We start from the raw sequence: 24,678 nt of genomic DNA on the forward strand, positions 1-24,678 counted from the left end.
CCTACAAACAAATTATAGTTGTAGGCTCTTTTCCTACCTTGATTTCTTTTATTAATTTATTATTTGCGGTTTCGTAAACTTTCACTGAGTTTTCTTGTGTGTCTGATACAAATAATAACTTTTCATCTTTAGATACTTCTAATCCCTGAGGAATTCCATTTATCTCAATATTTCCAATATATCTACTTGTTGTATAATCTAAAATTCTCACATTATTATAACCCAAGTCAGCAACATAAACTTTTTTGCCACTATAATTAAATCTTATTTCCACTGGTAATAAGAATTCATATAATACCTTTTTTATATCCATGCTTACTTCATCAACTATTATGAGCTTTCCATCAAGTGTTGATATATACATTTCTTTCTTTTGCTTATCAAGTTCTATATGCCATGCTCTAAAGTCCATATTAATTTTCTTTTGTATATTTTTATTTATTGTATCTATACATACTATTGAATTTATACACGGTACATATAATTTTTTACTTTCTCTGTCAAAGTCAAATCCATGTGGCATATTATCAACACCAATAATTCCTATTGGATTTAATGTGTCTTTATCCAATACATATATACTATTAGAATCTTCATTTGCTACAAATAATTCATTATCACTAAGTACAACTTGACTAAGACTTCCTCCTATGGAAACAGTGTCAATTATTTTATCATTACTTAAATCTAAGACATAGAGTATACCATTACTTGAGCTAGGTATGTATATTAAATTTTTTTCTTTTTCTATGCAAAAATGATGTGGATATATATTATCTTCTAATACTATTTCCTTTTCTAGCTCAAGTGTAGAATAATCAACTATGCTAATGCTCTTTGATAGATAGTTAGAAATATAGATTTTCACATAACCCCTCCTCTCCACAATACATATACTACAATAATATATTATTTCATTAGCTTGTATTATGCTTTATAGTTGCATTATTACGCATATATTTGGTATTATTATTAATGTTAAAAAAATGAAATAATATTTAATGGAGGTCTTTTTAATGAAAGTAACATTTAACCCAAGTGGTGTCTGTTGTAGAGAAATGATTTTTGAAGTTGATGAAAATAATATGATTGTTGATGCTGAGTTCGTAGGAGGATGTAATGGTAATTTATCAGGACTTAGAAGCTTAATAATTGGTCAAAATGCTCTTGAAGTAGCTGATAAATTAAATGGTATTGATTGCGGTGGAAAAGGTACTTCTTGCCCAGACCAGTTATCTAAGGCTATCCGTCAATCTATATAATTACTACTATATAACATCAATAAAATTTATTAAAAACTTACTTTACATAAAAAGAGCTGTCTACCATCTTAGACAACTCTTTTTTATATTTTTATTTATATTCCTGTATTTATTTATAAAATTATAATTTCTTTACTAAAGTTCTCACTGTGCCAATCATGTATAAAGAACCTGCACTTATTATCACATCATCCTTATTTGCTGTTTCTAGTGTGTAATTTACTGCATCTTCTATCTCGTGTTTTGATGTTACATCATCCACATATTTTAATACTTTCTCTTTTAGTATATCTGAATTTATGGCCCTTGGATTGTTAGGTGTTGTTGTTATTACCTTATTAAAACGTGGCAATAATATATTTAAAACACTATCAATATCTTTATCTTCTAGCATACCTATCAATAGAGTTAAACTTCTCTCTTTAAAATTTTTATCAAGTGCTTTTGCCAAAGATTTTGCTCCATCTTCATTATGTGCACCATCTATTATAAAAATTGGATTTTCTTTTATTTTTTCTATTCTTCCTGGCCACTGAGTAGTTATAAGTCCTTTTCTTATAGATTTTTCACTTATATTTTCTAGTTTATTTATATCTTTTAGATATTTTATTACACTCATCGCCAATATAGAATTATTTATTTGATGTTCACCTATCAACTTTATTTCAAGGTCTTTGTAAATTTCTTTCATTACAGTACAGTCATATATTTGAGAGTCTATATCTGATTTTTTTATATTTACATCATCAAAATTAACTTCTATATATTGTGCTTTTTTCTCCTTACAAACTGACTTTATAACATTTTTGGCTTCATCAGTTTGGTCATATACTAGTACTACTCCACGTTCCTTTATTATACCAGCCTTTTCATATGCTATTTTTTCTATTGTATCTCCAAGTATACCTGTATGGTCTAAACTTATAGATGCTATTACACTTACAAGTGATTTTGTTATTATATTGGTAGCATCATATCTTCCACCTAAACCAACTTCTAAAGCTACAAAATCCACCTTTTGTTCTGAATAGTAATAAAATGCCATTGCAGTAACTACTTCGAATTCTGTTGGATACTCATAGCCTTGTCCTACCATAATATCTATTTTTTCTTTTATTAATTCAATTATCCTAGCAACATCATCTTGTGGTATATTTTCTCCATTTACTCTTATACGTTCAGTAAAGGTTTCTAAATACGGAGATGTATATAAACCGACTTTATATCCACACTCTCTTAGTATATTAGAAACAAAAGAACACACTGAGCCTTTTCCATTAGTTCCAGCTACATGTATTATATTTAAAGTTTCTTGTGGATTCCCCAATAATTCTAATAATTTTCCAATATTCTCTAGACCTAATCTTATACCAAATTTATTGGTTTGTGATATATACTCCAATGCTTCTTCATATTTCATTATCTAATTCCCCCTGTATCGGCATTTTCTTTTATGTTATCTAATTATAGTATATTTTCTACTTTTAATCTACTGACAAAGAATACATATAATCTAATACCTTCTACATTAAATCTAGTTACTACTTCTTTATTTTCTTTATTTATAAATTTTTATTTTTATACATTTCTACTAACTCAGTTAATGTATATATCGAAACTAAATCATACTTTGAGATATCCATATAATTAAATTTTATGTTAAATACCTGCTCTAATTTTTGAAGTAAATTAAAACAATTATCATAAACTAATCCTATCTCCTTATTAAAAAGACTACATTGAAATAATTTTTCATTATCAGCTTTAATGTTTAAACAATCTCTAACAACATCAGCAACTTTCATAAGAAGAGTATTTTCTTTGTCATACAAATCCAATTTAAAGTTTGGAATTCTACTATACTCATCAAACTCAAAACTATCCCAATGGTTTTTAGTTGCTAATAGTTCAAGTTTATCATTTAAATCAGATATCTCTATATCTGGATTTTCCGACAATATCTTAGCTATTTTTCCAGTAAACTTCGCTGCTACATAGCTATTACATTTTGGTGGTAACCTGTAGGAGTTGTTTATGTCACAACTTATATATGAATTACTATCCATTACACATTGAACATCATATTTTTTATTGTACCAAAAAGAATCTTCTACATCTAAAGTAAATCCTCTCACGCCTATAACATTATTAAACATTGCTGGATAACTTAAGTCAAAATTATTAGACAATGAACATACTATTATTTTTCCTTTTCTAAACAATTCATAACATACTTCAAATAATCCCTTGACACTTTCTACTCCTATGACTGATAAACTTAAGTTAATCAATCTTATGTTAGTATCTAGAAGATATTTTAATGCTTCTTCAAGAACTTTTATATTTGCAATGCTATCTTTTCCTAAAACTTTTATGACAAATAGCTCTACATCTTCATATTCCTTCTTTATTATTGATGCACAAGCAGTTCCATGACCATCTTCATCATCAAATTTATCTGATATAAAAATATAATCATGTATACATTCAAAAGCAATTCCTCCAACTAAGTTATCCTTTAAGTAATCATGTTCTTTATCTATTCCTGTATCTAATACTGCAACCTTAACTTTATTATTCATATCACATATATTCTCCATTACTAAAAGTTTTTAATATATCTATGCTAATAGTTCATCTTAAACTTTAATTTAAGTTGCACAATTTATCTTTTAAATGCTATATTTATTTCTAAAAACACAAATTAAGTATACTATATATTCAATTTATATTCATTATATCAATTATTATCATTAAATAGTTAAAAATTAAGATAAAATTTTTAGATTTATATCACAATTTAGAATTTTTTGTAAAAAGGAGATTATCCTTCTTATTAGACAATCCCCTTGTATACTTTATTAATACTTATTCATAATTAACTATCAATTGTATATTATACTTTTCAATCTAGATTACATAAATCTCATTTTTATTTAGGGGAATAATTATTTATATACTATAAGAAAATTAATTTAAATATAATCGTCTTGTAATCTATCTTACAAAACATACTATTCATTCTACAAAGTATGAATCAAAGTGTAAAAAAACACCAAGAACTGCGAATAAATATAAATTTAAATTACTATGTAAAAATTTGTACCAAGTACACTCTAAAAATTTATATAGGTATTATCCTAAGAAGCAATACCTACACCCTTATACATTATATCATATTTCAATAAATAAATCGCATAAAAGGAAGTCTTTTAATAGAATTAAACTATCTATTAATTTATTACTATAAGTTCTACAAATTATAAATAATTATTTTAATGTATATACTGTGTTGCCTCAAACATTGATATAACCAATCAAAATAGATATAATAAAATGAAACAAATATTTATAGAATTTTATAAATATTCATTATTTTAAAGGGGTGATTGTATTTGAAACAAGAAACATCAAAAAAAGAAATCTTAAAAGAAAGTTTTCTGGCATCAATCCCAATATTTCTAGGATATATTCCATTAGGACTTATTTGTGGTATTATGCTTCAAAAAGCAGGTTTATCTGCCTTTTACATATTAATGATGTCACTTATGGTATTTGCGGGTAGTTCACAATTTGTAGCAGCTTCAATGCTAGCTTCAAATGGAAGTATAGCTTCAATAGTATTAACTACATTTATATTGAATCTTCGTAACTTTTTAATGAGCTCCAACCTACATGTGCATATAAAAAATAAAAATATGAGATTTTTAATGTATTTTTGCCATGGTGTTACAGATGAAACATTCGCTATAAACTTAGAAAAATATACTTATGGTACTTGGACAGATAGACACGCATTATACCTAAACAATCTTTGTATAATAGTATGGGCTGGTAGTTGTTTCTTAGGAGCATTTCTTGGAGAAATTGTTACTATCAGTGATTCTGTTGCAGGCTTCCTACTTACAGCAATGTTCATCACATTAGTAGTTAATCAAATTAAAAGTAAAGTATATATACTCGTTTCAATGCTTTCTATCCTATTATCAATAGTTTTATATACTTTCTTTAAAAGCAGTTTAGTTATCATAATAGCCTCTGTTTTATCTGCTTTATTTGGCTTTTATATACAAAAATTAACTCATAAAAAGGAGGAAGTCTATGAATACTAATTACATACTTATAGTTATTTTAGGTATGGCAATTGTTACTTATATTCCAAGGATTTTACCTATGATAATACTTTCAAAAAATGATATGCCTGATTCTATTAAAGACATTATGAAATTTATACCTATCGCTATACTTAGTTCACTAATAGCAAAGGATATTTTTTTTAATGGAGATAGTATATATTTGTCATTCACCAATCCCAAAATTATATCAGGTATCATAGTACTATTAGTAGCTTATAAATTTAAATCTATTGCTATCTCAATAGCTGTAGGTGCAATATCTATATGCTTTTTTGGAGTCATCTTTTAAAATTTTATGTCACTATACAGTAAAAAACTGAAATACTGTACAATACTGCATATAAAAATCAGTCATAATATACTAATAATTAATCTATTATAATTGTGTACTCTACATCTAAAACAATATCAATAATCTATAAGCTACTATTTTACATCATAATAAGGGCTGTCTTAATACAGAGAATTTTTTCTATATTAAGACAGTTTTAAATTAATAGCTCTGTGATGACTTTAAATATTTTTCAAAATATTTTACTTTACCTTTTTCAAAATTAATACATTATATCACATAACAAGCTTGTTAATGCTACTTTTAAATCTTTGAGCCTGTACTTACTAATAGGTATAAATTTATCATTAATAGTAATCATATTATCCCCAAGATCTTCTATTCTTCTCAAATTGACAATAAAACTTGTGTGACATCTGAAAAATCCATTTTCACATAATAATTTTTCTGCTTGTTTCATGCTCATATTAGCTTTATAATCTCTCCCTAATGTATGTACAACTAAATCTCTCTTTACAGTTTCAACATATAAAATAGAATCTATCAGTATTCTATTAAATCCTTTTTTACTATTTAAAACTATATAACGCTCCTTCTTTCTTTGAAGGTTATCAATACAAAGATTTACACCCATTGCAAAGTTACTATACTCTATAGGTTTTACTAAATATCTATAAGCACGTACTTCATAACCCTGGGGAGCATACTCTGAAAAAGCTGTTGTAAATATAATTTCTACTTTTTCATCAAACTTTCTTATTTTTTTAGCCACCTCAATTCCATTGATATCTTTCATTTGGATGTCTAAAAATATAATGTCAATTTTTTCTGGGTATTTGGATATTAAATCTTCTCCACAGGAGAATTCCAGTATTTGATAATTTAGACACCTTTCAGACAAAAGTTTTTCTGCAAATTCCTTCAGTATGCTTCTTTGTATTTTTTCGTCATCACATATAACTACCCTGAACATAATATCACCTCCAAATCTAAAATATCATTTAGTTTACTTTATTTCAATTTCCAAACTGTACTCATTGACTTTTCTATTCAAATTTTTTTACAAGTTTAAATTGTCGATTAAACTACTTCTAGTAATTATCTTTGATACATAAACTTAAATTATGATAAATTCATCTATTTTTCTAGTTATATTGTGTAAAAAATATATGAAAACAAATGTAATATGTATTTTATTATGCTATGTTAAATATCATAATACAGCAAATTTTTATTACTCATAAATTTTTTAAATGTAAGATTAATATAATCATAAAATAAGATAAAAATATAACACATCTGTAATGAATTATAACATCATATTTGTATATATAGAAAGAAAAACATACAAAAAGTACAAATTACGTACTTTTTGTATGTTTTTATTAACACTTTCATTTATTTTATTTTAGATTCTAAATTTATTAGTCTTTCCTCAACAGATTTAATCATCTCTTCAAATTTTTCTTTTTTAGCTTTTTCTTCTTCAATTAGACTTTCAGGAGCTTTTGCTAGGAATCCTTGGTTTGCAAGTTTTCCATTAACTCTTTTTATTTCTCCTTCTAATTTTTTCTTTTCTTTAGATAATCTTTCAATTTCTTTTTCAAAGTCAACTAACTCATTAAGAGGTATAAATATTTCAACACCATCAATAACTACTCCAACTGCATCTTCTGGTACATTAGATTTGTCTTTTGCTACCTCAACATTTGAAGCAGATGCTAAAGTTATGAAATAATCTTTACCAAGTTCAATAGCTTCTATCTTTTCCTCACTTGGTATTATTATCAATTTAGCTTTCTTAGAAGGTGGTACATTCATTTCTGCTCTTACATTTCTTATACTTCTTATACCTTCCATCAATAAATTCATCATTTCTTCTTCTTCAGCCATATTATCTTCTTCATTATATTTTGGCCACTCAGATACTATTATACATCCTTCAACAGTAGGAAGGTAAGTGTATATCTCCTCTGTTATAAATGGCATATATGGATGTAATAATTTTAATATCTTTTCAAGAACATAAGTTAATGTATATAATGCTGCAGATTTAGCATTTGTATCTTCTCCATATAATCTAGGTTTAACCATTTCAATATACCAGTCACAGTATTCTGACCAAGTGAAATCGTATATCTTCTGAAGTGCTATTCCTAAATCAAACTTATCCATATTATTAGTTGCTTCTTTTACAATATTATTTGCTCTTGATATTATCCATTTATCTGCTAAAGTTAAGTTATCTTTAACACTTTCTCTAGTTATGTTTTTAATTATATCTTCATCAATATTCATAAATACAAATCTTGATGCATTCCACAATTTATTGGCAAAGTTTCTAGCAAATTCTACTCTTTCCATATAGAATCTCATATCATTTCCTGGGGAATTTCCAGTTGTTAATGTAAATCTTAGTGCATCAGCTCCATATTGCTCGATTATCTCTAATGGGTCGATACCATTTCCTAAAGATTTACTCATCTTTCTACCTTGAGAATCTCTTACCAATCCATGAACTAATACATGGTCAAATGGCTTCTCATTCATACAGAACATCCCTGCAAAAGCCATTCTAACTACCCAGAAGAATATTATATCATATCCTGTAACAAGTACACTTGTTGGGTAATAGTAGTCTAAAGCTTCAGTTTTATTTGGCCATCCTAGAGTAGAGAAAGGCCATAGTGCAGAACTAAACCAAGTATCTAATGCGTCTTCATCTTGTTTAAAATGAGTGCTTCCACATTTAGGACATTTATCAGGCATTTGTTTTGCTACTACTATTTCTCCACATTCTTGACAATAGTAAGCTGGTATTTGATGACCCCACCATAATTGTCTTGATATACACCAATCTCTTATATTTTCTAGCCATTGTGAATAAGTTTTATCAAATTTTTCTGGAACAAATTCTAGTTCTCCATTTTTAAGAATATCTATAGCTGGTTTTGCAAGTTCATCCATCTTAACAAACCATTGCTCTGATAATCTAGGCTCAACCACTGTATGGCATCTGTAACAAGTTCCTACATTATGATTATGCTCTTTTATCTTAATTAGGTAACCTTGCTCCTTTAAGTCTGCTACGATAGCTTTTCTACATTCAAATCTATCCATACCTTCATATTTTCCGCAAACTTCATTCATAGTTCCATCTTCATTCATAGTATTTAACTGCTCAAGATTATGTCTTAATCCTACTTCAAAATCATTAGGGTCATGTGCTGGAGTCATTTTAACTGCACCAGTTCCAAACTCTAAGTCAACATAATTATCTGCAACTATTGGAAGTTCTCTTCCTACTAATGGAAGTATTGCTGTTTTTCCTATTAAGTGTTTGTATCTATCGTCTTCCGGATTTACTGCTATACCAGTATCCCCTATCATCGTCTCAGGTCTAGTTGTAGCTATTTCTAAGAAATCTTCACTATCTTTTAGTGGGTATTTTATATGATAAAAGTTTCCGTCATGTTCTTCATGCTCAACTTCTGCATCTGATAAAGTAGTTTTACAATCTGGGCACCAGTTTATTATTCTATTCCCTCTGTATATGTGACCTTTTTCATATAGTTTTACAAAGAATTCTATAACTGCTTCATTACACCCTTCATCCATGGTAAATCTCTCTTTATCCCAATCACAAGAATCTCCTAATTGTTTAAGTTGGTTAGATATTTTTCCTCCAAATTCATCCTTCCAGTCCCAAGCTCTCTTTAAAAATTCATCTCTACCTATTTCATACTTTGTCTTACCTTCTTCTTTTTTTATTCTTTCAACAACTTTAACTTCAGTTGCTATAGAAGCATGGTCAGTTCCTGGAAGCCAAAAAGCTTCATACCCATCCATACGCTTCCATCTTATTAATATATCCTGAAGTGTATGGTCAAGAGCGTGTCCCATATGCAATTGCCCTGTTATGTTTGGTGGTGGCATCATTATTGTAAATGGCTTTTTATCTGGATTTGGTTTAGATTTAAAATACCCTTCATCCATCCATTTTTTATATAACCTAGCCTCAAAATCTTTTGGATTATAAGTTTTTGATAAGTTCGTATTTTCCATTGTCTTGCCTCCTGTATTTTTATAAATAAATTTTTTAAAATATATCTAGAAATAAAAAAGAGCCCTTCATCCTCTTTAAAAGGACGAAAAGCTCGCGTTACCACCTTAATTCCAAAGTTTAAAATACAATAACATTAATCAAATATTGTTTAATGTTATTTCATCAACTTTGACTCTCAAAGAATTTAACGGTTCTAACCGTCTAAACTTACTAACAGTTCAGTTTAGAAACTCCAAAGCTACGTTCAGCAAACCTTATACTTAGAAAATCTTACAGCCAGTGAATTTTCCTCTCTTTTAGTAGTATTTACTTACTCCTCTTCTTCTCAGTCTTTAATATTACATATTATTATATACAAATATTATTCTCTTTGTCAATTATTTTTATTTTATTTTTTCTGAATTTTCTTAATTATTTTTTTATATTATATGCTGATTATTATATTCTATACTATTTTTTTCAACTTATTTTATCTTATAATGTCAATAACTATACTATTTTTTGTTTAAATTTTAACGCCATGTTATTTATTTTAGATTACATTCTATTTACATTATCTTTCTTATGTTCTATTTTTTATATTCTATTTTATAAATTATATGTTTTATTTCCTAAATAATTTACTTTATTTTTTACTATAATTGAATTTATTGTAAGTTTTCTTGCCAGAAATTTTTAGGTGTGATATTCTCTGTAATTGGCAATATTGTATATCCTCTCTCCTTCAAAATTCTTATAATATTGTTTAAAGCGTTTAAACTTTGTTCTTTCTCATGAATCAGCACTACTAATTCATCTCTTTTTCTTCCATAGTACAATATATTACTAACAATTTGACTTGTAGAAGATTTCCAGTCTTGTGTATCCAAATTCCAGTCCCAAATTAAATAATCATTCTCCATAAGTTTACTATATGAACCTTCTGGCATATATGGCTTACTTCCATAGGGTAATCTTATTAATTTTGAACTCTGACCAGTTATATCTTGTAAAGTATCATTACATGTATTGAACTCCCCCACTGTTACCTCTGGGCTTTTATATAGCTTATGTATATCATGACTTACACTATGAAAACCTATTGAATTTTTCTCTTCTAATACCCTTTTTACTTCTTCCTTATGATTTTTCATGTTTTGATTAAGCATAAAAAATGTCGCTTTGACATCGTTCTCTTTTAAAATATCAAGAAGTGCATTTGTATATTTTGATGGTCCATCATCTATCGTTATGTACGCTACTTTTTCAGAAGTAGCCCCTGGTCCTTTTGTTTCCTCTTGAGATGCTTTATACATAATTTCTCCTAATGTATTCCCTTGAGAAAGTAATTCTAGTGTATTTTCACCTTTTGTGCTTATATTTTGGACTGGAACATTATTGATTTTTTCTTCCAATAATGTCCCAGTTAAAATTAAAACAGCTATAAGAAATAACCTTATCATTACATGAAAAGTAGCCTTATTATCTTTAATTTTCATCCCCCATATCTCCCTTTTATAAAAGAATAAGTTTAAGAGTAAAAATTACTTTTTATACTTATTCTCTTTCTTATTACTTTTTATATCTCTACTAAATATTTTTTTAACTTTTTCTTCTTCCTTTTCTCCTAGAGATTCTACTCTTTTGATTCCCAAAGAAGTTAAAAATTGCAACACATTTAAATTATCAAATGGAGTTTCCATATTTGTGCTTTCACTATATTCATCAACATTCTTAGTACCTTCTTCTACACTTAAAATACGCTTAGGACCTCCTACACAGCCTCCTACACACCCCATTCCTTCTATAAAGGTAGCTTCTATCTCCTTATTTAAAACTTTCTTTAAACCGTCCATACATTCTTTTGTTCCCTCAAATGCTTTTTCTTCAAATTTTATATTTTTGTCAATTCTTCTAACTGATAACTTAACTGCTTTGCTTACACCTCCTGTTCTAGCATAAACTCTACCTGAAAGGGATGCCTCTACTCTATTACTTTCATCCATTATAGCTGGATTTAACTCTAATGCATCAAATATTTCTTGTAACTCTTTAAATGTAAGCACAAAATCAACTGCATCCTTTATATCTTCTAACATTGCTTCTTTCTTTTTTGCCATACAAGGACCTATGAATACAACTTTAGCATCTGGATTTAAAATTTTTACAGCTCTCCCACAGGCAATCATAGGAGAAACAGATGGTGATACATTCTCCAATATTTGAGGAAAACTATTTTGTATCAAGCTTACCCAAATAGGACAGCAACAGCTAGTTATAAAGCATCCTTCTTCATCCTTTTTCATATGTTCATAATAATCATATGCTTCTTTTGCAGTAAGCATATCTGCTGCCAAAGCAACTTCTATCATATCTTCAAATCCTATCTTTTTTAATGCAGTTCTTAATTTACCAGGGCTTACATCTTTTCCAAACTGCCCTACAAAAGCTGGTGCGACTATTGCATATACAGGACTCTTTATATCTTTCAACAACTTTATCATTGGTATAAATTCTATCTTATCTGATATTGCACCTAACTTACATCTTGATACACAATCACCACAAGCACTACATACATCTTCCTCATTACAATTAATATGCTTGCTTTTTATTTTACATGACTCATCTTCCTTATTATTTTCATCACAATATTTGCAAGCATCTGATATTATAGATATTATTGGTCTTTTGACTTCATCTAAATTTATAGCTTCATGTAATGCATCTTTTAAATTTTTATCTGTGTCTCCTGTTACATCTAATCCCATAGTTACTCTAATTAGATTTACCATGGTATCTTTATCAAATTCCTCATTAAAATCATTTTTTAAATTATTATTCAAATTATCATTTAAAATTTTTTCAGGTAGATTTTCAATATCCTCTGTATTATCATTCCACACTGCCTTTACAAGTTCTCCAAAAAGCTTCATCTTATATATTTCTAATATTTTAGAATTATCATTTCTAGTATTCATAAAAAATAGTACCTCCGTAAATTAAACTTATATATGTTTAATATTTACAAAGATACTATTTTTTATTTATTATTTACTTACTATTATTGATATAATTTATTTAATTTCTTTAACATCTCTATTTCAAGCATTATTTTCATTAAATGATAGTTAAATACAGGGCTTTTTTCTTCATCTATATTCCAGTCTAATTCATCCACATTATATGTTTTCTTAAGGTATTTATATGTATGCTCCTTTAAATAAAGTTTATTTTCTAATAACTCTATAGACTGCATATGAAAATGTATTTCTCTACATATCCTTAAGGCATTCTCAATTTTTTCTATATTAGTTTCACTCAAACTATAATCCAATTCATCAATAAGTTTTGAATATATTTCTTCTAATTTTTCTACTTCTTCTTCAAATCTCTCTACATCTAAATTATTTTTTCTAAGTATTTTGTCTTCAATAAGTAACATTGACAGTTCTTCTATCTTTTTAAACTCATCTATAACACTATTTAGATAATTTGGTCTAGCAACATAGTAATTAACAAGTACCCCAAACAAGACACCTACAGATGTATCCAGTACCCTATGTAAAGAATAATATACAGGGTCATTGTTTCCTACACCTAGATGTATAGCCAGAAAAGTTACACAGGCAACTACTACTGACTTTATTTTAAACAGATTGCATAAATATATTGAGCACATTACTCCTAGACCACATAAAAAAGGGTCTCCAGCTTTAGTGATGGCAAAGATGAATCCTATTATACCACCTAAAATAGTACCTTCTACTCTATTGATTCCTGTTTTTAAAGAACCTTTTACTGTATCTTGGACAGAAATTATACATGCTACCAGAGAATAAAACATATTCTCAACTAAATAGTCTCCTAAAAGCATACATAACGTTACACTAATTCCTGTTTTTATAGTTCTCATACCCATCTTTTGAAGTTTCAAAGTTCCACCTCCTAAAAAGCACTTTCTATAAAATACGCATCCTCAAATTTAATATGTTCCTAGTATATCACAATTTTTTAAATTTACCCATTAATCATATTTTTTTATCAATTACTTCTTAATTTAGACAATAAAAAAAACTGCTTTAAAGCAGTTTTTTTATCCTATCTCTACCATTTTACCTTCAATTGCAAAAATTATTTTTTCACACACATTTGTTATATGGTCTCCAATTCTTTCAAGGTATCTTCCTATAAGTAAAAGTTTTACCCCTTGGTCTATGGTATTTGTATTTTCATGCATTATTTTTAAACAATCAATTTGTACTTGTTCATACAAACCATCTACAATATCATCTTTAGTTCCTACATCATAAGCTATACTTGCATCAAATAAGATTAAAGCTTCTCTAGTCTGAGACATCATAGATTTACATTCTTTTGCCATCTTAGGAATATCTATCAGCTCTTTTATATAAGCTTCTCCACCTATTTTCAGCATTTCTCTAGCTATGTTAGCTGCATAATCTCCTATTCTTTCTAATTCTATTGATATATTTCCTAATGAATAAATAAATCTTAAATCCCTTGCCATTGGTTGCTTTAATACTATTAGCTCTATACTTTTATCCCTTATCTCTTCTCTTAATTTATTTATCTCTTCATCATTTTCTACTACGTTTCTTGCACCTTCTAAATCCTTCTCTATCATACAAGTCACAGACTTTTCTATTGCTTCTTCACATTTTTCCATCATAAGTACTGTTTGTTCCTTTAAAGTATCAATACTTATATCTAAGCTATTATTGACCATTGTCTAACTCCTTTATAGTTATATATTTTAACCAAATCTACCTGTTATATAGTCTTCTGTTCTTTTATCCACAGGAGTGGTAAACATAGTTTTTGTATCACTAAATTCTATAACCTCTCCATTTAAGAAAAAAGCTGTTTCATCTGATATACGAGCAGCTTGCTGCATGTTATGAGTAACTATGACTATTGTGTAATCTTTTTTTAAATCCTCTATAAGTTCCTCAACTTTTAATGTTGAAATTGGGTCTAAAGCAGATGTAGGTTCATCCATAAGAATAACTTCTGGTCTCATAGCAATTGCTCTTGCTATACATATACGTTGTTGTTGTCCACCAGAAAGTCCTAATGCAGATGACTTAAGCCTATCTTTAACTTCATCCCAAATAGCTGCTCCTTTCAAACTCTCTTCTACAATTTTATCTAATTGTTTCTTATCTCTTAGCCCTTGTGTACGAGGGCCATAGGCAACATTATCATATATACTCATAGGAAATGGATTTGGTTTTTGAAATACCATCCCTACTTTAGTACGAAGATTTATGACATCATCTGAAATGTATATGTCCTCTCCATCCACAAAAATATTTCCTTTAATTGTTACATCTTCTATTAAGTCATTCATTCTATTTAAAGTTCTTATAAAGGTTGATTTCCCACATCCAGATGGTCCTATTAAAGCAGTAACTTTATTTTCTTTTATGTCCATATTTATTTTATTTAATGCTTGTTTGTCACCATAAAATAAATCCAAATCTTTTACACTCATTTTTATATTATCGATTAATTCCATCATTCACACCTCTTAAATTTAATAATTAGCCTTATTTAACTTCTTAGCAACAAATCTTGCTAGCATGTTTAGTGCTAATACGATTACTATTAAAACAATTCCTATACTAGCTGCTGTTGCTATATCTCCACTCTCTTTAGTCAGTAAATATGAGTGTACAGTTAATGTTCTTGCACTATCAAATATTCCACCTGGCATCTTAGCTACAGTACCTGCTGTAAGTAATATCGCAGCTGATTCTCCAATTATACGACCAACTGATAAGATTATTCCTGATAAGATTCCTGGTATTGCACTTGGAAGTACTACTTTATATAAAGTCTGAAATTTAGTAGCTCCCAGTGCTAATGATGATTCTCTATACGCTTGAGGAACTGTCTTTAAAGCTTCTTCTGTTGTACGAATTATTACTGGTAATATTATTATTGCTACTGTAAGCGAACCTGCAACTATTGAATACCCCATTTTTAATGTAACAACAAAGAAAATTCCTCCAAATAATCCATACACTATAGATGGTATTCCTGATAAACTTTCAGTTGCGAATCTTATGGCTGTAACTGCTTTTCCTTTTTTTGCATACTCTTGTAAATATATAGCAGCTAAGATTCCTATAGGCGTTGCTACGACTATAGAAACTACTACTGTGTATAATGTTGTAATTATCATTGGAAGTATACCACCATCACCTGATGCTGAATAATTGCTGAATAAGAAATTAAAATTCATATTTCCGATTCCCTTTATAAATATAAATCCTACTATGACTACTAACGATACTATTGTAAATAGTGCTGATAGGTATACTAATAATTTTAATGTATTCTCTCTGAACTTTCTCATCTTAATTTACCGCCTTATTTGAAAGTTTATTTAAAACTAAGTTTAAGATTAATATAAATGTAAACAGTACTACTCCAGTTGCAAATAGCATCTCTTGATGTGTACCAAATGCATATCCCATTTCAAGTGCTATATTAGTTGTAAGTGGTCTTACACTGTCTGTTATTGAAGTTGGCATAACTGGTGAGTTTCCTGCAACAAGTATTACTGCCATTGTTTCTCCTAAAGCTCTTCCTACTCCTAATACTACTGCAGCTAATACTCCAGATTTCGCAGCTGGTAATACAACTTTAAAGATTGTTTCTATTTTTGATGCACCAAGTGCTAATGAACCTTCTTTATATGCTTTTGGTACTGCTCTTATAGCTGTTTCTGATACAGATATTATTGTTGGTAACATCATTACTGCTAGTACTATTACTATTGCTAATAAACTTTGACCCTTTGGAAGATTAAACATATTTTGTATCATTGGAACTATCACTGCAAGACCAAATACACCGTATAATACTGAAGGTATACCTGCTAGAAGCTCAACTGCTGGTGACATTATTTTTGCTAACCTCTTAGGCGCTACTTCTGCTATAAATATAGATGTTAATATACCCACTGGTACTCCTATCACAAGTGCTCCAAGTGTTGCAAATATTGATGCTACTATCATAGATGATATTCCAAATTTATTAGCAGAAGGAACCCAATCTGCACCAGTTAAAAAATCTATAAATGAGTATCCCTCAAATATAAATGGTCTTAGTCCTTTATAAAATACAAATCCTATTATCAAAAGTAAACTTGCAACTGCTACCAAAGCACTAAGTAAAAAAATATTTTTTGCTACTTTTTCAATTATATATTTTGTCTTGTTGCCATTATTGTTGTTTTTTTCTAAACCTACTAACCTAGATTTTACTATCATAATATCCTCCCAATCGATTTTTATTCTGTATTCAAAATTTAAATTTTTATAATTCGTATCAATTAAATTTTCTATACTTTTATTCTACTTTTTTTAAGTTAAATCTATATTAGGATTAAGTTAAACAAGTGTAAAATTATATTCACTTTTTTAACATCGATTTTACTTTTAGAACTATTTTTGACATTTAGTTTACATTATGATGGTATTTGCTTATATTAAAATAGCAGATATAAGTAATAATACATTTCTCATGTAACTCATTACTTATATCTGCTATTGATATTTATTAATTAAATTTAGTCCTTTATAACATATACATTCATATTATTCCTTATTAAAATAGTAACCTGCTCCTCTTATTGTTATAATTTTTTGAGGATTTTTATAATCTTTTTCTATTTTCTTTCTCAATCCGTTCACTGCAACTACTACACTATAATTATCCTCTAAATATTCATTTAACCACACATGTTCATATATCTCTTTAGTAGTCAATGTCTTTTCAGGATTCTCTATAAAATAATTTAATAATTTATTTTCTGTTGGAGTTAATTTTATTATTTTGTCTTCTAATTTTATTACTCCACTAGTTCTATTGTATTCCTCTAATTTTGAATTACTTTCATTGCTATTTATATATGAATTTACTCTTCTTAAAATTGCTTTTACTTTTGCATATAAAATTTCCAAATTTAGAGGTTTAATCAAATAATCATCTCCACCAGAATTTAAGGCATTTAAAATACTTTGGTCTTCATTTATGTAAGTCATATAAACAATTGGACAAGTAGTTACATTTCTTATTTTCTTGCAGAGAGTCCATCCATCACCATCAGTTAGGATTATCTCTAAAAATATTAAATCATATCTATTACTAAATATTTTTCCAATAGCTTCTTCACAGCTATATGCTAAATCTATAGTTATCCCTTTTCCTTCTAAAAAGTTTTTCAATTCCTGGCAATTATTCTTGTCTCCATCTATTATCAATATCTTAGTTTGCATTATAATCACTCCTAAATATCATTATTCTTTTATATTAAACAACCCATTATTATGAAAAACAGAGATTTAATTTTATTGTAAAAACGGTTCCTTTTCCTAACTCTGAATCTACAAAAATTTCTCCATCATGTTCTTTTACAATGGACTTTACAATATATAACCCTAACCCTTGCCCTGTTGAAATGTCAGTATCTCTTGCTGTAAAGAACCGTTCAAATATCTTTGGTATATTTTCTGGTGGTATTCCTTTACCATTATCAGAAATTTTAATAACTGCAAATTCATCTTCTTTATTCATTGACAAACTTATCCTACCATCAAATGAAGTAAAGCTTAAAGCATTGTAAATTAGATTTTCAAATGCTCTAGCCAATCTTTCTTTATTTATCTTTGCATATATTTTTTTATCTAATAGAGAGAGTTCAAAGTTTACACCACATGCTTGTGTGTCTGGCAAGTTATTTTCATATATCTCTTTGATGAAATCATTTAGACATATCTTCTCACTAAGACCAATTTCTTTATCTTGTGATGTAAATTCTTGTAGACTACGTACTCTACTTTGTACTTCATTTGATTTTTGATTTATCGCAGATAGATAAGTTTTTGTCTCTTCATCTACATGAATATTACCAACCTTTATTAAATCTATAAATGCCTGTATAGCTGAAACAGGTGCTTTTAAATCATGTGCCACATCAGCCAAGAACTTTTTACGTTCATCTAATAGTGTCATAAGTTCATTAGTTCTTAATTCAACTTCATGTTCAAGATTCTTTGTGAGTTTTTCATTTTCTTTTATTATCATCTTGTTCCTATGTATCATCATAATAGAAAATAAAATAACAATTATAAACCCACAGTATTCTGTTTGCCATCCTGTAAATATAGGCTCAAACCTGTTACTAGTCACTGCATCGAATAATACACTAATACCAAACACAATATTTACTGAAACTAAAATATAGGAACTTATATGCTCAGAGCATGTCTTTTTATAGATTGAAACTAGTGAAGACATTAAGATATAAATAAATACAATATATTTATATATATCTATTAATTTTCCATATATATCAACAAAATCTATATAATATGGAAGAAGAACAACTGGTATTACAATAGATATAATACACATTGTAATCCCTAATGGTAAAATTAAAAATCTATATCCTTTATTTTCTTCTATTTTGGATATACTTCCATTTATACAAATAATACATAAGACCGCTATAAAATATGATGAATCCTCAACTGCATATGTAAAGTTTACTAAAGGAAGCCCCAATAGATGCACAAAAGGATATGATACATGTATTGCAAAGAAAATACACATACATCCAAAATAAAAGTAGAGTTTACTTTTTTTTGAAAAAAACCAAACAGCTAGTGAAAATATAGCTATTGCAAAAGTTGTGAAACAAATTATACTATAAAAAAGTAATCGATAAAATACCATATTACTTATGTCTTTTGTTTCCCCCAATGCAGGTGGATAATACAAACCACTATAATAATGTGAAAAATTAGATACATTGATTATAATTTCTGTATCTTTCTTTGCGACAAAACTTACTACTGAATTTTTAATTTTTGGTCTATACTTTTCTGTTCCTACATCTCCCAGTTTAGAAACCATTTCTCCATTTATCCATACTTCACTTGCACAAAAAATTTCAGGAATCTCTAGACTTAATACCTTATCCCTACCTTCATTTTTTATTCTCATACGGTAAGTAGCATTGCCATATGGTGATTGGTTCTCTTTTCTCATAGAGAAATCTGGATATTGACCTATAAAAACGTATTTTGGTTTTATATGTTGTTCTATAAAATCATTTGGTTTAAATATTTTATGGTTATAAAACTCCCAATCATCTATTAAAAAGACAAGTTTACTTTTAGTAAAGGTATTACTATCTATAGTTAAAATTCCATTACTTGCTCTAATAGACTTATATGTATATTTATTATCATATTTATACAGAAGATTTAATCCTGTTATTGCCAACAGAGAGATTATCAATACAATGAGAGTTCCTTTTAGTATATTATACTTTTTCATTGCATCAATCACATCTCTTTCATAGTAGTACTAAATAAAACAAGAACTATTTATTGATTACAGTATCCCACTTACGGTACAAATTTATATCCTTTTCCCCATACAGTTTGAATGTATTGATGCTCTCTGCTTAAAGAATTAATTTTTTTCCTCATCTGTGCAATATGAACCTGTACTGTATGTTGGTCTCCAATATCAGGCATTTTCCAAACTTGATTATATATTTCTATTTTTGAGAATACTTGTTCTTTATTTTCAGCTAGAAACAATAATATTTCAAACTCCATAGTGGTTAAATCGATACTTTTTTCGTCAAAAGTTACTTTTCTTGAGTTCACATTTATCACTAAAGACGAAAATTTTAACACATTAGGAACTGATGTAATGTTTTTATATTGCCTCATACGAGCATATATTCTAAGTTCAAGTTCTTTTAAGCTATATGGCTTTGTTATATAATCATCTCCTCCAGCTAAAAAACCCCGAACTCTTTCTTCTTCATGTTCATAATTAGATAAAAATATTATAGGTATGTTAACCTTTTCTTTTATAACATTGCATACTTTATACCCATCTAAGTCTGGTAATGCAATATCTAGAATTATACAATCTAAAACTACACTTTCTACTATCTTCATAGCCTCTTTAGCTGTCTTAGATATATATACATTAAAACCTATATTTGAAAAATAAATTTGATTTATGTTTAAAATATCAACATCATCATCTACAACCAGTAAGTTATACATTACACCACTCCATTCAAAATATTTCAATCATAGTCTAAGGTTTTAATTATTACAAATTATGATGTTTTATTTTTTATATAACTAGTATTATTATTTTATAATATCTTTACAAACTCGACTATAAAACTTAAGTATTTTTGAATAATTCTTGAATATTGAATTAAATATTAAGATTCATTATTAAATACTAATCAAAGTCTCCGATTGTTGGAAAAGGGGAATTTTTTTTAAAGTATAATATAATTATAATAAGAAAATAACGTTTTTATAAACATCAAGATGCGAAATATAAACATTTTGTAACAATACATTTACCAAAATAATCCAATTTATTTTATATTATAACTATATAAATCATATAAATCAATACTCAAACTGGCTGATTGACAAGTTTCTAGAAAAATAATAAATTTATAATATAAAATCACCTTAAGCTCCATTTTCCAACAAATGGCTACTTTAAAAGCCAAAATTCCACGTATCAAATTAAATCTAACTACTAATTCAATAGTCTTTAGATTTTTAAATATTTTTGTTAAATTTAAAACAAAAAAAGGCTATGCAATATAAAATTATATTCATAGCCGGTTGCACCACTAACTCCATATACCTCTAGATGCCCAATAATAAGGTATACTTCTCAGTTTCTAAAATATTTTTATTAAAAAATTTTAATACACTTTAATAAATTTCCTTTTTATTCTAACATTGTAATATTATTTTGTCAATATTCCAATATTCTTTAGAGATAATGTACTAAAATATCTATTATATAATTAAAATATTTATATTCATATCACCAATAATAGACAATACCCTGCAAGTTACAGCAACATTTTTATGAGCTTATCTTGCAGGGTACTATATATTCATTTTATATTAAATATTTATATTATTGATTAACTTTAATAAATCCTTTTTCTGAAACAAGTGCTTGTCCTTCGTCACTCAATATATAATCTATTAAAGCTTTACCTTTTTCTGATAAATTATCTTCTTTATTAACTAGTATAAATGGTCTTGATATTGGATATTTATTAGCTATTACATTGGCATCAGTTGCTTCAACATCATTTATTTTCAAACTATTTACTTTCTCATCAACATATCCAAATGATATATATCCTATAGCATTTTCATTTCCCTCAACTGTAGTTTTTATATTTCCTGAACCATCACTTATTTGTGCATCTTTAGTTAATTCTTCTGACTTGAATCCTACAATTTCTTGGAATCCATCTCTAGTTCCTGAACCTTCTTCTCTTGATACAATTACTATTGGAGCGTCATTTCCTCCTACGTCTTTCCAGTTAGTTATCTTTCCTGTATAAATACCTTTAACTTGATCCATTGTTAAATTTTTTACTGGGTTAGTAGTATTAGTTATCAATGCTATTCCATCTATTGCTATCTTAGTTTCCTTTAATCCAGCACTTTTTTCTTCATCTTTTAAGTCTCTTGAACTCATTCCTATCTCAGATGTTCCTTCTATAGCATTTTTTATACCTCCAGAAGAACCAATCTGTTGAACTTCTACACTAACACCTTCATTTTTTTCCTGAAACTTTTCTCCTATAGTTTCCATAAGAGGACCTATTGAAGTCGAACCTGAAACAGAAACTTTATTTGAGTCTGCTGAACCTCCTGAGCCAGAGCCACATCCTACTGCTAAACCTCCAACTAACATTGTACTAGCTAAAAGAACTCCTATTTTCTTTTTAAACATTTCACTTACCCCCGCTTATATTTTAATTTTTTTGTTGTCATATTTTCTATATTTTAATAATACATATTTTTTGTTAAGTGAATATTAGAGCGAGGTTAAGTAAGTGTAAATATTGTTAAATACATGTAAAAATTTAATTTTATATAGTATATTGCTAATTATATTAATTTTTTTAAGTTATTTTTGAAGTATATGAGTATAACGCAACATTTAGAATTATTGCAAACCTTCACTAAGATTATTAATTTGCCACATTCTATAATTCTTTTTCTAGTTTATTAACTAAACCAGCAAATACATTTAAGGCTTCTTCTATAGATTCTTTTTTTGTCATATCTACACCAGCAGATTTCAATTGTTCTAAAGGATACTCTGACCCTCCACTTTTTAAGAAGTTTAAATATCTATCTACAGCAGTACTACCTTCTGAAAGTATCTGTTGACTTAAAGCACTTGCAGCTGAAAATCCTGTAGCATACTTATATACATAGAAATTTGAATAAAAATGAGGGATTCTAGCCCACTCTATTCCTATTTGTTTATCTACTACTGCAGATTTTCCATAATACTTTTCATTCAATTTATAGTATATATCAGTAAATTCATCAGCAGTAAGTGGTTCTCCACTCTCTACTTTTTCATGTACAATTTTTTCAAATTCAGCAAACATAGTTTGTCTATAAACTGTAGTCCTAAATTGTTCTAAATAATAATTTAATAGATATATAGTTTCATCTTTAGACTTAGAATTTTCTAACAAATAATTTATAAGAAGTAATTCGTTTAAAGTAGATGCAACTTCTGCAACGAATATCTTATAGTCAGAATATAAAAATGGTTGACTTGTTCTTGAATAATGACTATGGACAGAATGACCCAATTCATGAACTAAAGTAAATAGAGAATTAAGGTCATTTTTATAGCTCATTAATATATAAGGATGCGAATCATAACTTCCCCAAGAATAAGCTCCTCCTTTTTTACCTTCATTATCATATACATCAATCCAGCCTTCTTCAAAAGCACTCTTTATAGCTTTTAAGTACTCTTCTCCCAAAGGCTTAAGTGCCTCTAATATGATATTCTGTGCTTTATCATATGGTATATCCATATCAAACTTTTCTGTCAAAGGTACATATAAATCGTACATGTGTATTTCATTTAGCCCTAAAAATTTCTTTTTAAGTTCAACATATTTATTTAAAGTAGGAAGACTTTCATCTATAGCTGATATAAGATTATTGTAAACATCCAAACTTACATCATCTGAAAATAAGGAAGCCTCTATTGCTGAATTATATTTTCTAGTTTTTGCATAAAATATCTCTGACTTTATTCCACCATAAAGAGTTGATGCAAATGTATTTTTATATTTTCCATAAGTTGAAAATTCACCTTCAAAAGCTTCTTTTCTAACTCTGTCATTTTTACTTTTTATAAATAAAGAGTAATTTGAATGAGAAAGCTTAACTCTATTGCCTTCTTCATCTTCTATCTCAGGAAATTCCATATCAGCATATGCTAACATATCATATACATTTTCTGGAACTGTTGATAGCTCTGATGTAGCAGCAAGTATTTCTTCTTCTCTTTCACTTAAAGTATGAGGTTTATCTCTTAATATATCCTTGATATACTTTGTATAAAAAGATAACTCCTCATCCTTTAAATATTCATTTAGTTTATTCTCTTCTATAGCCAGTATCTCTGGAACTATATAAGAAGTAGCCACACCCAAATCAGTCGATAACATTTCTGTCTTAGTAGCTCTTCCTTGATTGTCATTGATTCTAGTATCTTCATGTTGTTTCATATGAGTATATACATATAGATTTTGAATAATTCTAGATGCATTTTCAGAAATATTTAATACTTTATATAAATTCTCTTTACTCTCAGAAACTTTACCTTTATACTCTTTTACCTCTTGGATAAGATTTTTTACTTTACTTATGTCTTTTTCGATTTCTTCTTTACTAGAATACATCTTATCTATCTTCCACTTATACTTTTCTTCTACTGTACTTCTATCAGTTCCCATATAATACACCTCTATTTTGATTTGTTTTTATATTTTATTATCTTTACAAA

The 24,678-nt window shown here is 27.9% G+C and carries 20 protein-coding genes, 1 riboswitch and 1 other annotated feature; of the genes, 3 read left to right on the plus strand and 17 right to left on the minus strand.

Going from position 1 to position 24,678, the window contains the following annotated elements:
- Nucleotide 1: 1 nt before the first annotated feature.
- The gene (locus ACTG45_RS17720; protein WP_021386168.1) at nt 2-868 is read right to left on the minus strand and encodes a YncE family protein; all 867 of its coding nucleotides are present in this window, start codon (nt 866-868) and stop codon (nt 2-4) included.
- Between the two features lie 148 nt (nt 869-1,016).
- Here ACTG45_RS17720 and ACTG45_RS17725 point away from each other — a divergent pair, with 148 nt between their 5' ends.
- Complete coding sequence (locus ACTG45_RS17725) at nt 1,017-1,262, plus strand: TIGR03905 family TSCPD domain-containing protein (protein ID WP_021386182.1); 246 nt, start codon at nt 1,017-1,019, stop codon at nt 1,260-1,262.
- A 121-nt stretch (nt 1,263-1,383) separates the two neighbouring features.
- Here ACTG45_RS17725 and ACTG45_RS17730 read toward each other — a convergent pair whose 3' ends face one another.
- Together ACTG45_RS17730 and ACTG45_RS17735 are read right to left on the minus strand one after the other, a co-directional pair.
- A complete protein-coding gene (locus ACTG45_RS17730; protein WP_021386194.1) occupies nt 1,384-2,682 on the minus strand; it encodes a bifunctional folylpolyglutamate synthase/dihydrofolate synthase in 1,299 nt (432 codons plus the stop codon).
- Between the two features lie 142 nt (nt 2,683-2,824).
- A complete protein-coding gene (locus ACTG45_RS17735; RefSeq protein ID WP_021386222.1) occupies nt 2,825-3,844 on the minus strand; it encodes a S8 family peptidase in 1,020 nt (339 codons plus the stop codon).
- Between the two features lie 813 nt (nt 3,845-4,657).
- Here ACTG45_RS17735 and ACTG45_RS17740 point away from each other — a divergent pair.
- Entirely contained in the window at nt 4,658-5,374 is a 717-nt protein-coding gene (locus tag ACTG45_RS17740) for an AzlC family ABC transporter permease (protein ID WP_479919508.1), read from the plus strand.
- A complete protein-coding gene (locus ACTG45_RS17745; RefSeq protein ID WP_021386202.1) occupies nt 5,364-5,687 on the plus strand; it encodes an AzlD domain-containing protein in 324 nt (107 codons plus the stop codon). Before ACTG45_RS17740 ends, ACTG45_RS17745 begins: the two co-directional genes overlap by 11 nt.
- A 265-nt stretch (nt 5,688-5,952) precedes the next feature.
- Here the strand turns inward: ACTG45_RS17745 and rgaR are convergent, their stop codons facing one another.
- The 14 genes from rgaR to pepF form a co-directional block, all read right to left on the minus strand.
- The gene (rgaR, locus tag ACTG45_RS17750; RefSeq protein WP_021386188.1) at nt 5,953-6,663 is read right to left on the minus strand and encodes a two-component system response regulator RgaR; all 711 of its coding nucleotides are present in this window, start codon (nt 6,661-6,663) and stop codon (nt 5,953-5,955) included.
- A gap of 425 nt (nt 6,664-7,088) precedes the next feature.
- A complete protein-coding gene (locus ACTG45_RS17755) occupies nt 7,089-9,755 on the minus strand; it encodes a valine--tRNA ligase (RefSeq protein ID WP_479919509.1) in 2,667 nt (888 codons plus the stop codon).
- 76 nt (nt 9,756-9,831) lie between these two features.
- Nucleotides 9,832-10,092, minus strand: a binding site (T-box leader).
- Between the two features lie 311 nt (nt 10,093-10,403).
- A complete protein-coding gene (locus tag ACTG45_RS17760; protein ID WP_021386271.1) occupies nt 10,404-11,234 on the minus strand; it encodes a polysaccharide deacetylase family protein in 831 nt (276 codons plus the stop codon).
- 45 nt (nt 11,235-11,279) lie between these two features.
- On the minus strand, nt 11,280-12,716 hold the full coding sequence (locus ACTG45_RS17765; RefSeq protein ID WP_021386247.1) for a [Fe-Fe] hydrogenase large subunit C-terminal domain-containing protein: 1,437 nt from the start codon (nt 12,714-12,716) through the stop codon (nt 11,280-11,282).
- A gap of 83 nt (nt 12,717-12,799) precedes the next feature.
- Nucleotides 12,800-13,672, minus strand: coding sequence for an FUSC family protein (locus tag ACTG45_RS17770; RefSeq protein ID WP_479917607.1), 873 nt, complete (start codon nt 13,670-13,672; stop codon nt 12,800-12,802).
- A gap of 159 nt (nt 13,673-13,831) precedes the next feature.
- Complete coding sequence (phoU, locus tag ACTG45_RS17775) at nt 13,832-14,485, minus strand: phosphate signaling complex protein PhoU (RefSeq protein ID WP_021386251.1); 654 nt, start codon at nt 14,483-14,485, stop codon at nt 13,832-13,834.
- Nucleotides 14,486-14,512: 27 nt separating this feature from the next.
- Nucleotides 14,513-15,277 carry a phosphate ABC transporter ATP-binding protein PstB gene (pstB, locus tag ACTG45_RS17780; protein WP_044213975.1) on the minus strand — a complete coding sequence of 255 codons (765 nt, stop codon included), beginning with the start codon at nt 15,275-15,277 and terminating at the stop codon, nt 14,513-14,515.
- An 18-nt stretch (nt 15,278-15,295) separates the two neighbouring features.
- Nucleotides 15,296-16,120 carry a phosphate ABC transporter permease PstA gene (gene pstA / locus ACTG45_RS17785; protein WP_021386214.1) on the minus strand — a complete coding sequence of 275 codons (825 nt, stop codon included), beginning with the start codon at nt 16,118-16,120 and terminating at the stop codon, nt 15,296-15,298.
- 1 nt (nt 16,121) lies between these two features.
- Nucleotides 16,122-17,039 carry a phosphate ABC transporter permease subunit PstC gene (pstC, locus tag ACTG45_RS17790; RefSeq protein WP_021386196.1) on the minus strand — a complete coding sequence of 306 codons (918 nt, stop codon included), beginning with the start codon at nt 17,037-17,039 and terminating at the stop codon, nt 16,122-16,124.
- A 327-nt stretch (nt 17,040-17,366) separates the two neighbouring features.
- Nucleotides 17,367-18,047 carry a response regulator transcription factor gene (locus ACTG45_RS17795; protein ID WP_479917613.1) on the minus strand — a complete coding sequence of 227 codons (681 nt, stop codon included), beginning with the start codon at nt 18,045-18,047 and terminating at the stop codon, nt 17,367-17,369.
- 49 nt (nt 18,048-18,096) lie between these two features.
- Nucleotides 18,097-20,112, minus strand: coding sequence for a sensor histidine kinase (locus ACTG45_RS17800; protein ID WP_479919510.1), 2,016 nt, complete (start codon nt 20,110-20,112; stop codon nt 18,097-18,099).
- 71 nt (nt 20,113-20,183) lie between these two features.
- Nucleotides 20,184-20,861 carry a response regulator transcription factor CmrR gene (gene cmrR, locus ACTG45_RS17805; protein WP_021386246.1) on the minus strand — a complete coding sequence of 226 codons (678 nt, stop codon included), beginning with the start codon at nt 20,859-20,861 and terminating at the stop codon, nt 20,184-20,186.
- 573 nt (nt 20,862-21,434) lie between these two features.
- Nucleotides 21,435-21,518, minus strand: a riboswitch (cyclic di-GMP riboswitch).
- A 235-nt stretch (nt 21,519-21,753) separates the two neighbouring features.
- Nucleotides 21,754-22,587: a phosphate ABC transporter substrate-binding protein gene (locus tag ACTG45_RS17810; RefSeq protein WP_479917615.1), complete on the minus strand. Its 834-nt coding sequence runs from the start codon at nt 22,585-22,587 to the stop codon at nt 21,754-21,756.
- A gap of 256 nt (nt 22,588-22,843) precedes the next feature.
- The gene (pepF, locus tag ACTG45_RS17815; protein WP_479917616.1) at nt 22,844-24,628 is read right to left on the minus strand and encodes an oligoendopeptidase F; all 1,785 of its coding nucleotides are present in this window, start codon (nt 24,626-24,628) and stop codon (nt 22,844-22,846) included.
- Nucleotides 24,629-24,678 lie beyond the last annotated feature (50 nt).

The sequence above is a fragment of the Clostridioides sp. LIBA-7602 genome (assembly GCF_056688945.1).

Coding starts and splice junctions, on each gene's coding strand:
- pstA (WP_021386214.1), bottom strand. CDS start 16,120: ATGAGAAAGTTCAGAGAGAATACATTAAAATTATTAGTATACCTATCA.
- ACTG45_RS17765 (WP_021386247.1), bottom strand. CDS start 12,716: ATGAATACTAGAAATGATAATTCTAAAATATTAGAAATATATAAGATG.
- ACTG45_RS17795 (WP_479917613.1), bottom strand. CDS start 18,047: ATGCAAACTAAGATATTGATAATAGATGGAGACAAGAATAATTGCCAG.
- pstB (WP_044213975.1), bottom strand. CDS start 15,277: ATGGAATTAATCGATAATATAAAAATGAGTGTAAAAGATTTGGATTTA.
- ACTG45_RS17735 (WP_021386222.1), bottom strand. CDS start 3,844: ATGAATAATAAAGTTAAGGTTGCAGTATTAGATACAGGAATAGATAAA.
- rgaR (WP_021386188.1), bottom strand. CDS start 6,663: ATGTTCAGGGTAGTTATATGTGATGACGAAAAAATACAAAGAAGCATA.
- ACTG45_RS17755 (WP_479919509.1), bottom strand. CDS start 9,755: ATGGAAAATACGAACTTATCAAAAACTTATAATCCAAAAGATTTTGAG.
- ACTG45_RS17800 (WP_479919510.1), bottom strand. CDS start 20,112: ATGAAAAAGTATAATATACTAAAAGGAACTCTCATTGTATTGATAATC.
- cmrR (WP_021386246.1), bottom strand. CDS start 20,861: ATGTATAACTTACTGGTTGTAGATGATGATGTTGATATTTTAAACATA.
- ACTG45_RS17745 (WP_021386202.1), top strand. CDS start 5,364: ATGAATACTAATTACATACTTATAGTTATTTTAGGTATGGCAATTGTT.
- ACTG45_RS17730 (WP_021386194.1), bottom strand. CDS start 2,682: ATGAAATATGAAGAAGCATTGGAGTATATATCACAAACCAATAAATTT.
- pstC (WP_021386196.1), bottom strand. CDS start 17,039: ATGATAGTAAAATCTAGGTTAGTAGGTTTAGAAAAAAACAACAATAAT.
- ACTG45_RS17725 (WP_021386182.1), top strand. CDS start 1,017: ATGAAAGTAACATTTAACCCAAGTGGTGTCTGTTGTAGAGAAATGATT.
- ACTG45_RS17810 (WP_479917615.1), bottom strand. CDS start 22,587: ATGTTTAAAAAGAAAATAGGAGTTCTTTTAGCTAGTACAATGTTAGTT.
- phoU (WP_021386251.1), bottom strand. CDS start 14,485: ATGGTCAATAATAGCTTAGATATAAGTATTGATACTTTAAAGGAACAA.
- ACTG45_RS17760 (WP_021386271.1), bottom strand. CDS start 11,234: ATGAAAATTAAAGATAATAAGGCTACTTTTCATGTAATGATAAGGTTA.
- pepF (WP_479917616.1), bottom strand. CDS start 24,628: ATGGGAACTGATAGAAGTACAGTAGAAGAAAAGTATAAGTGGAAGATA.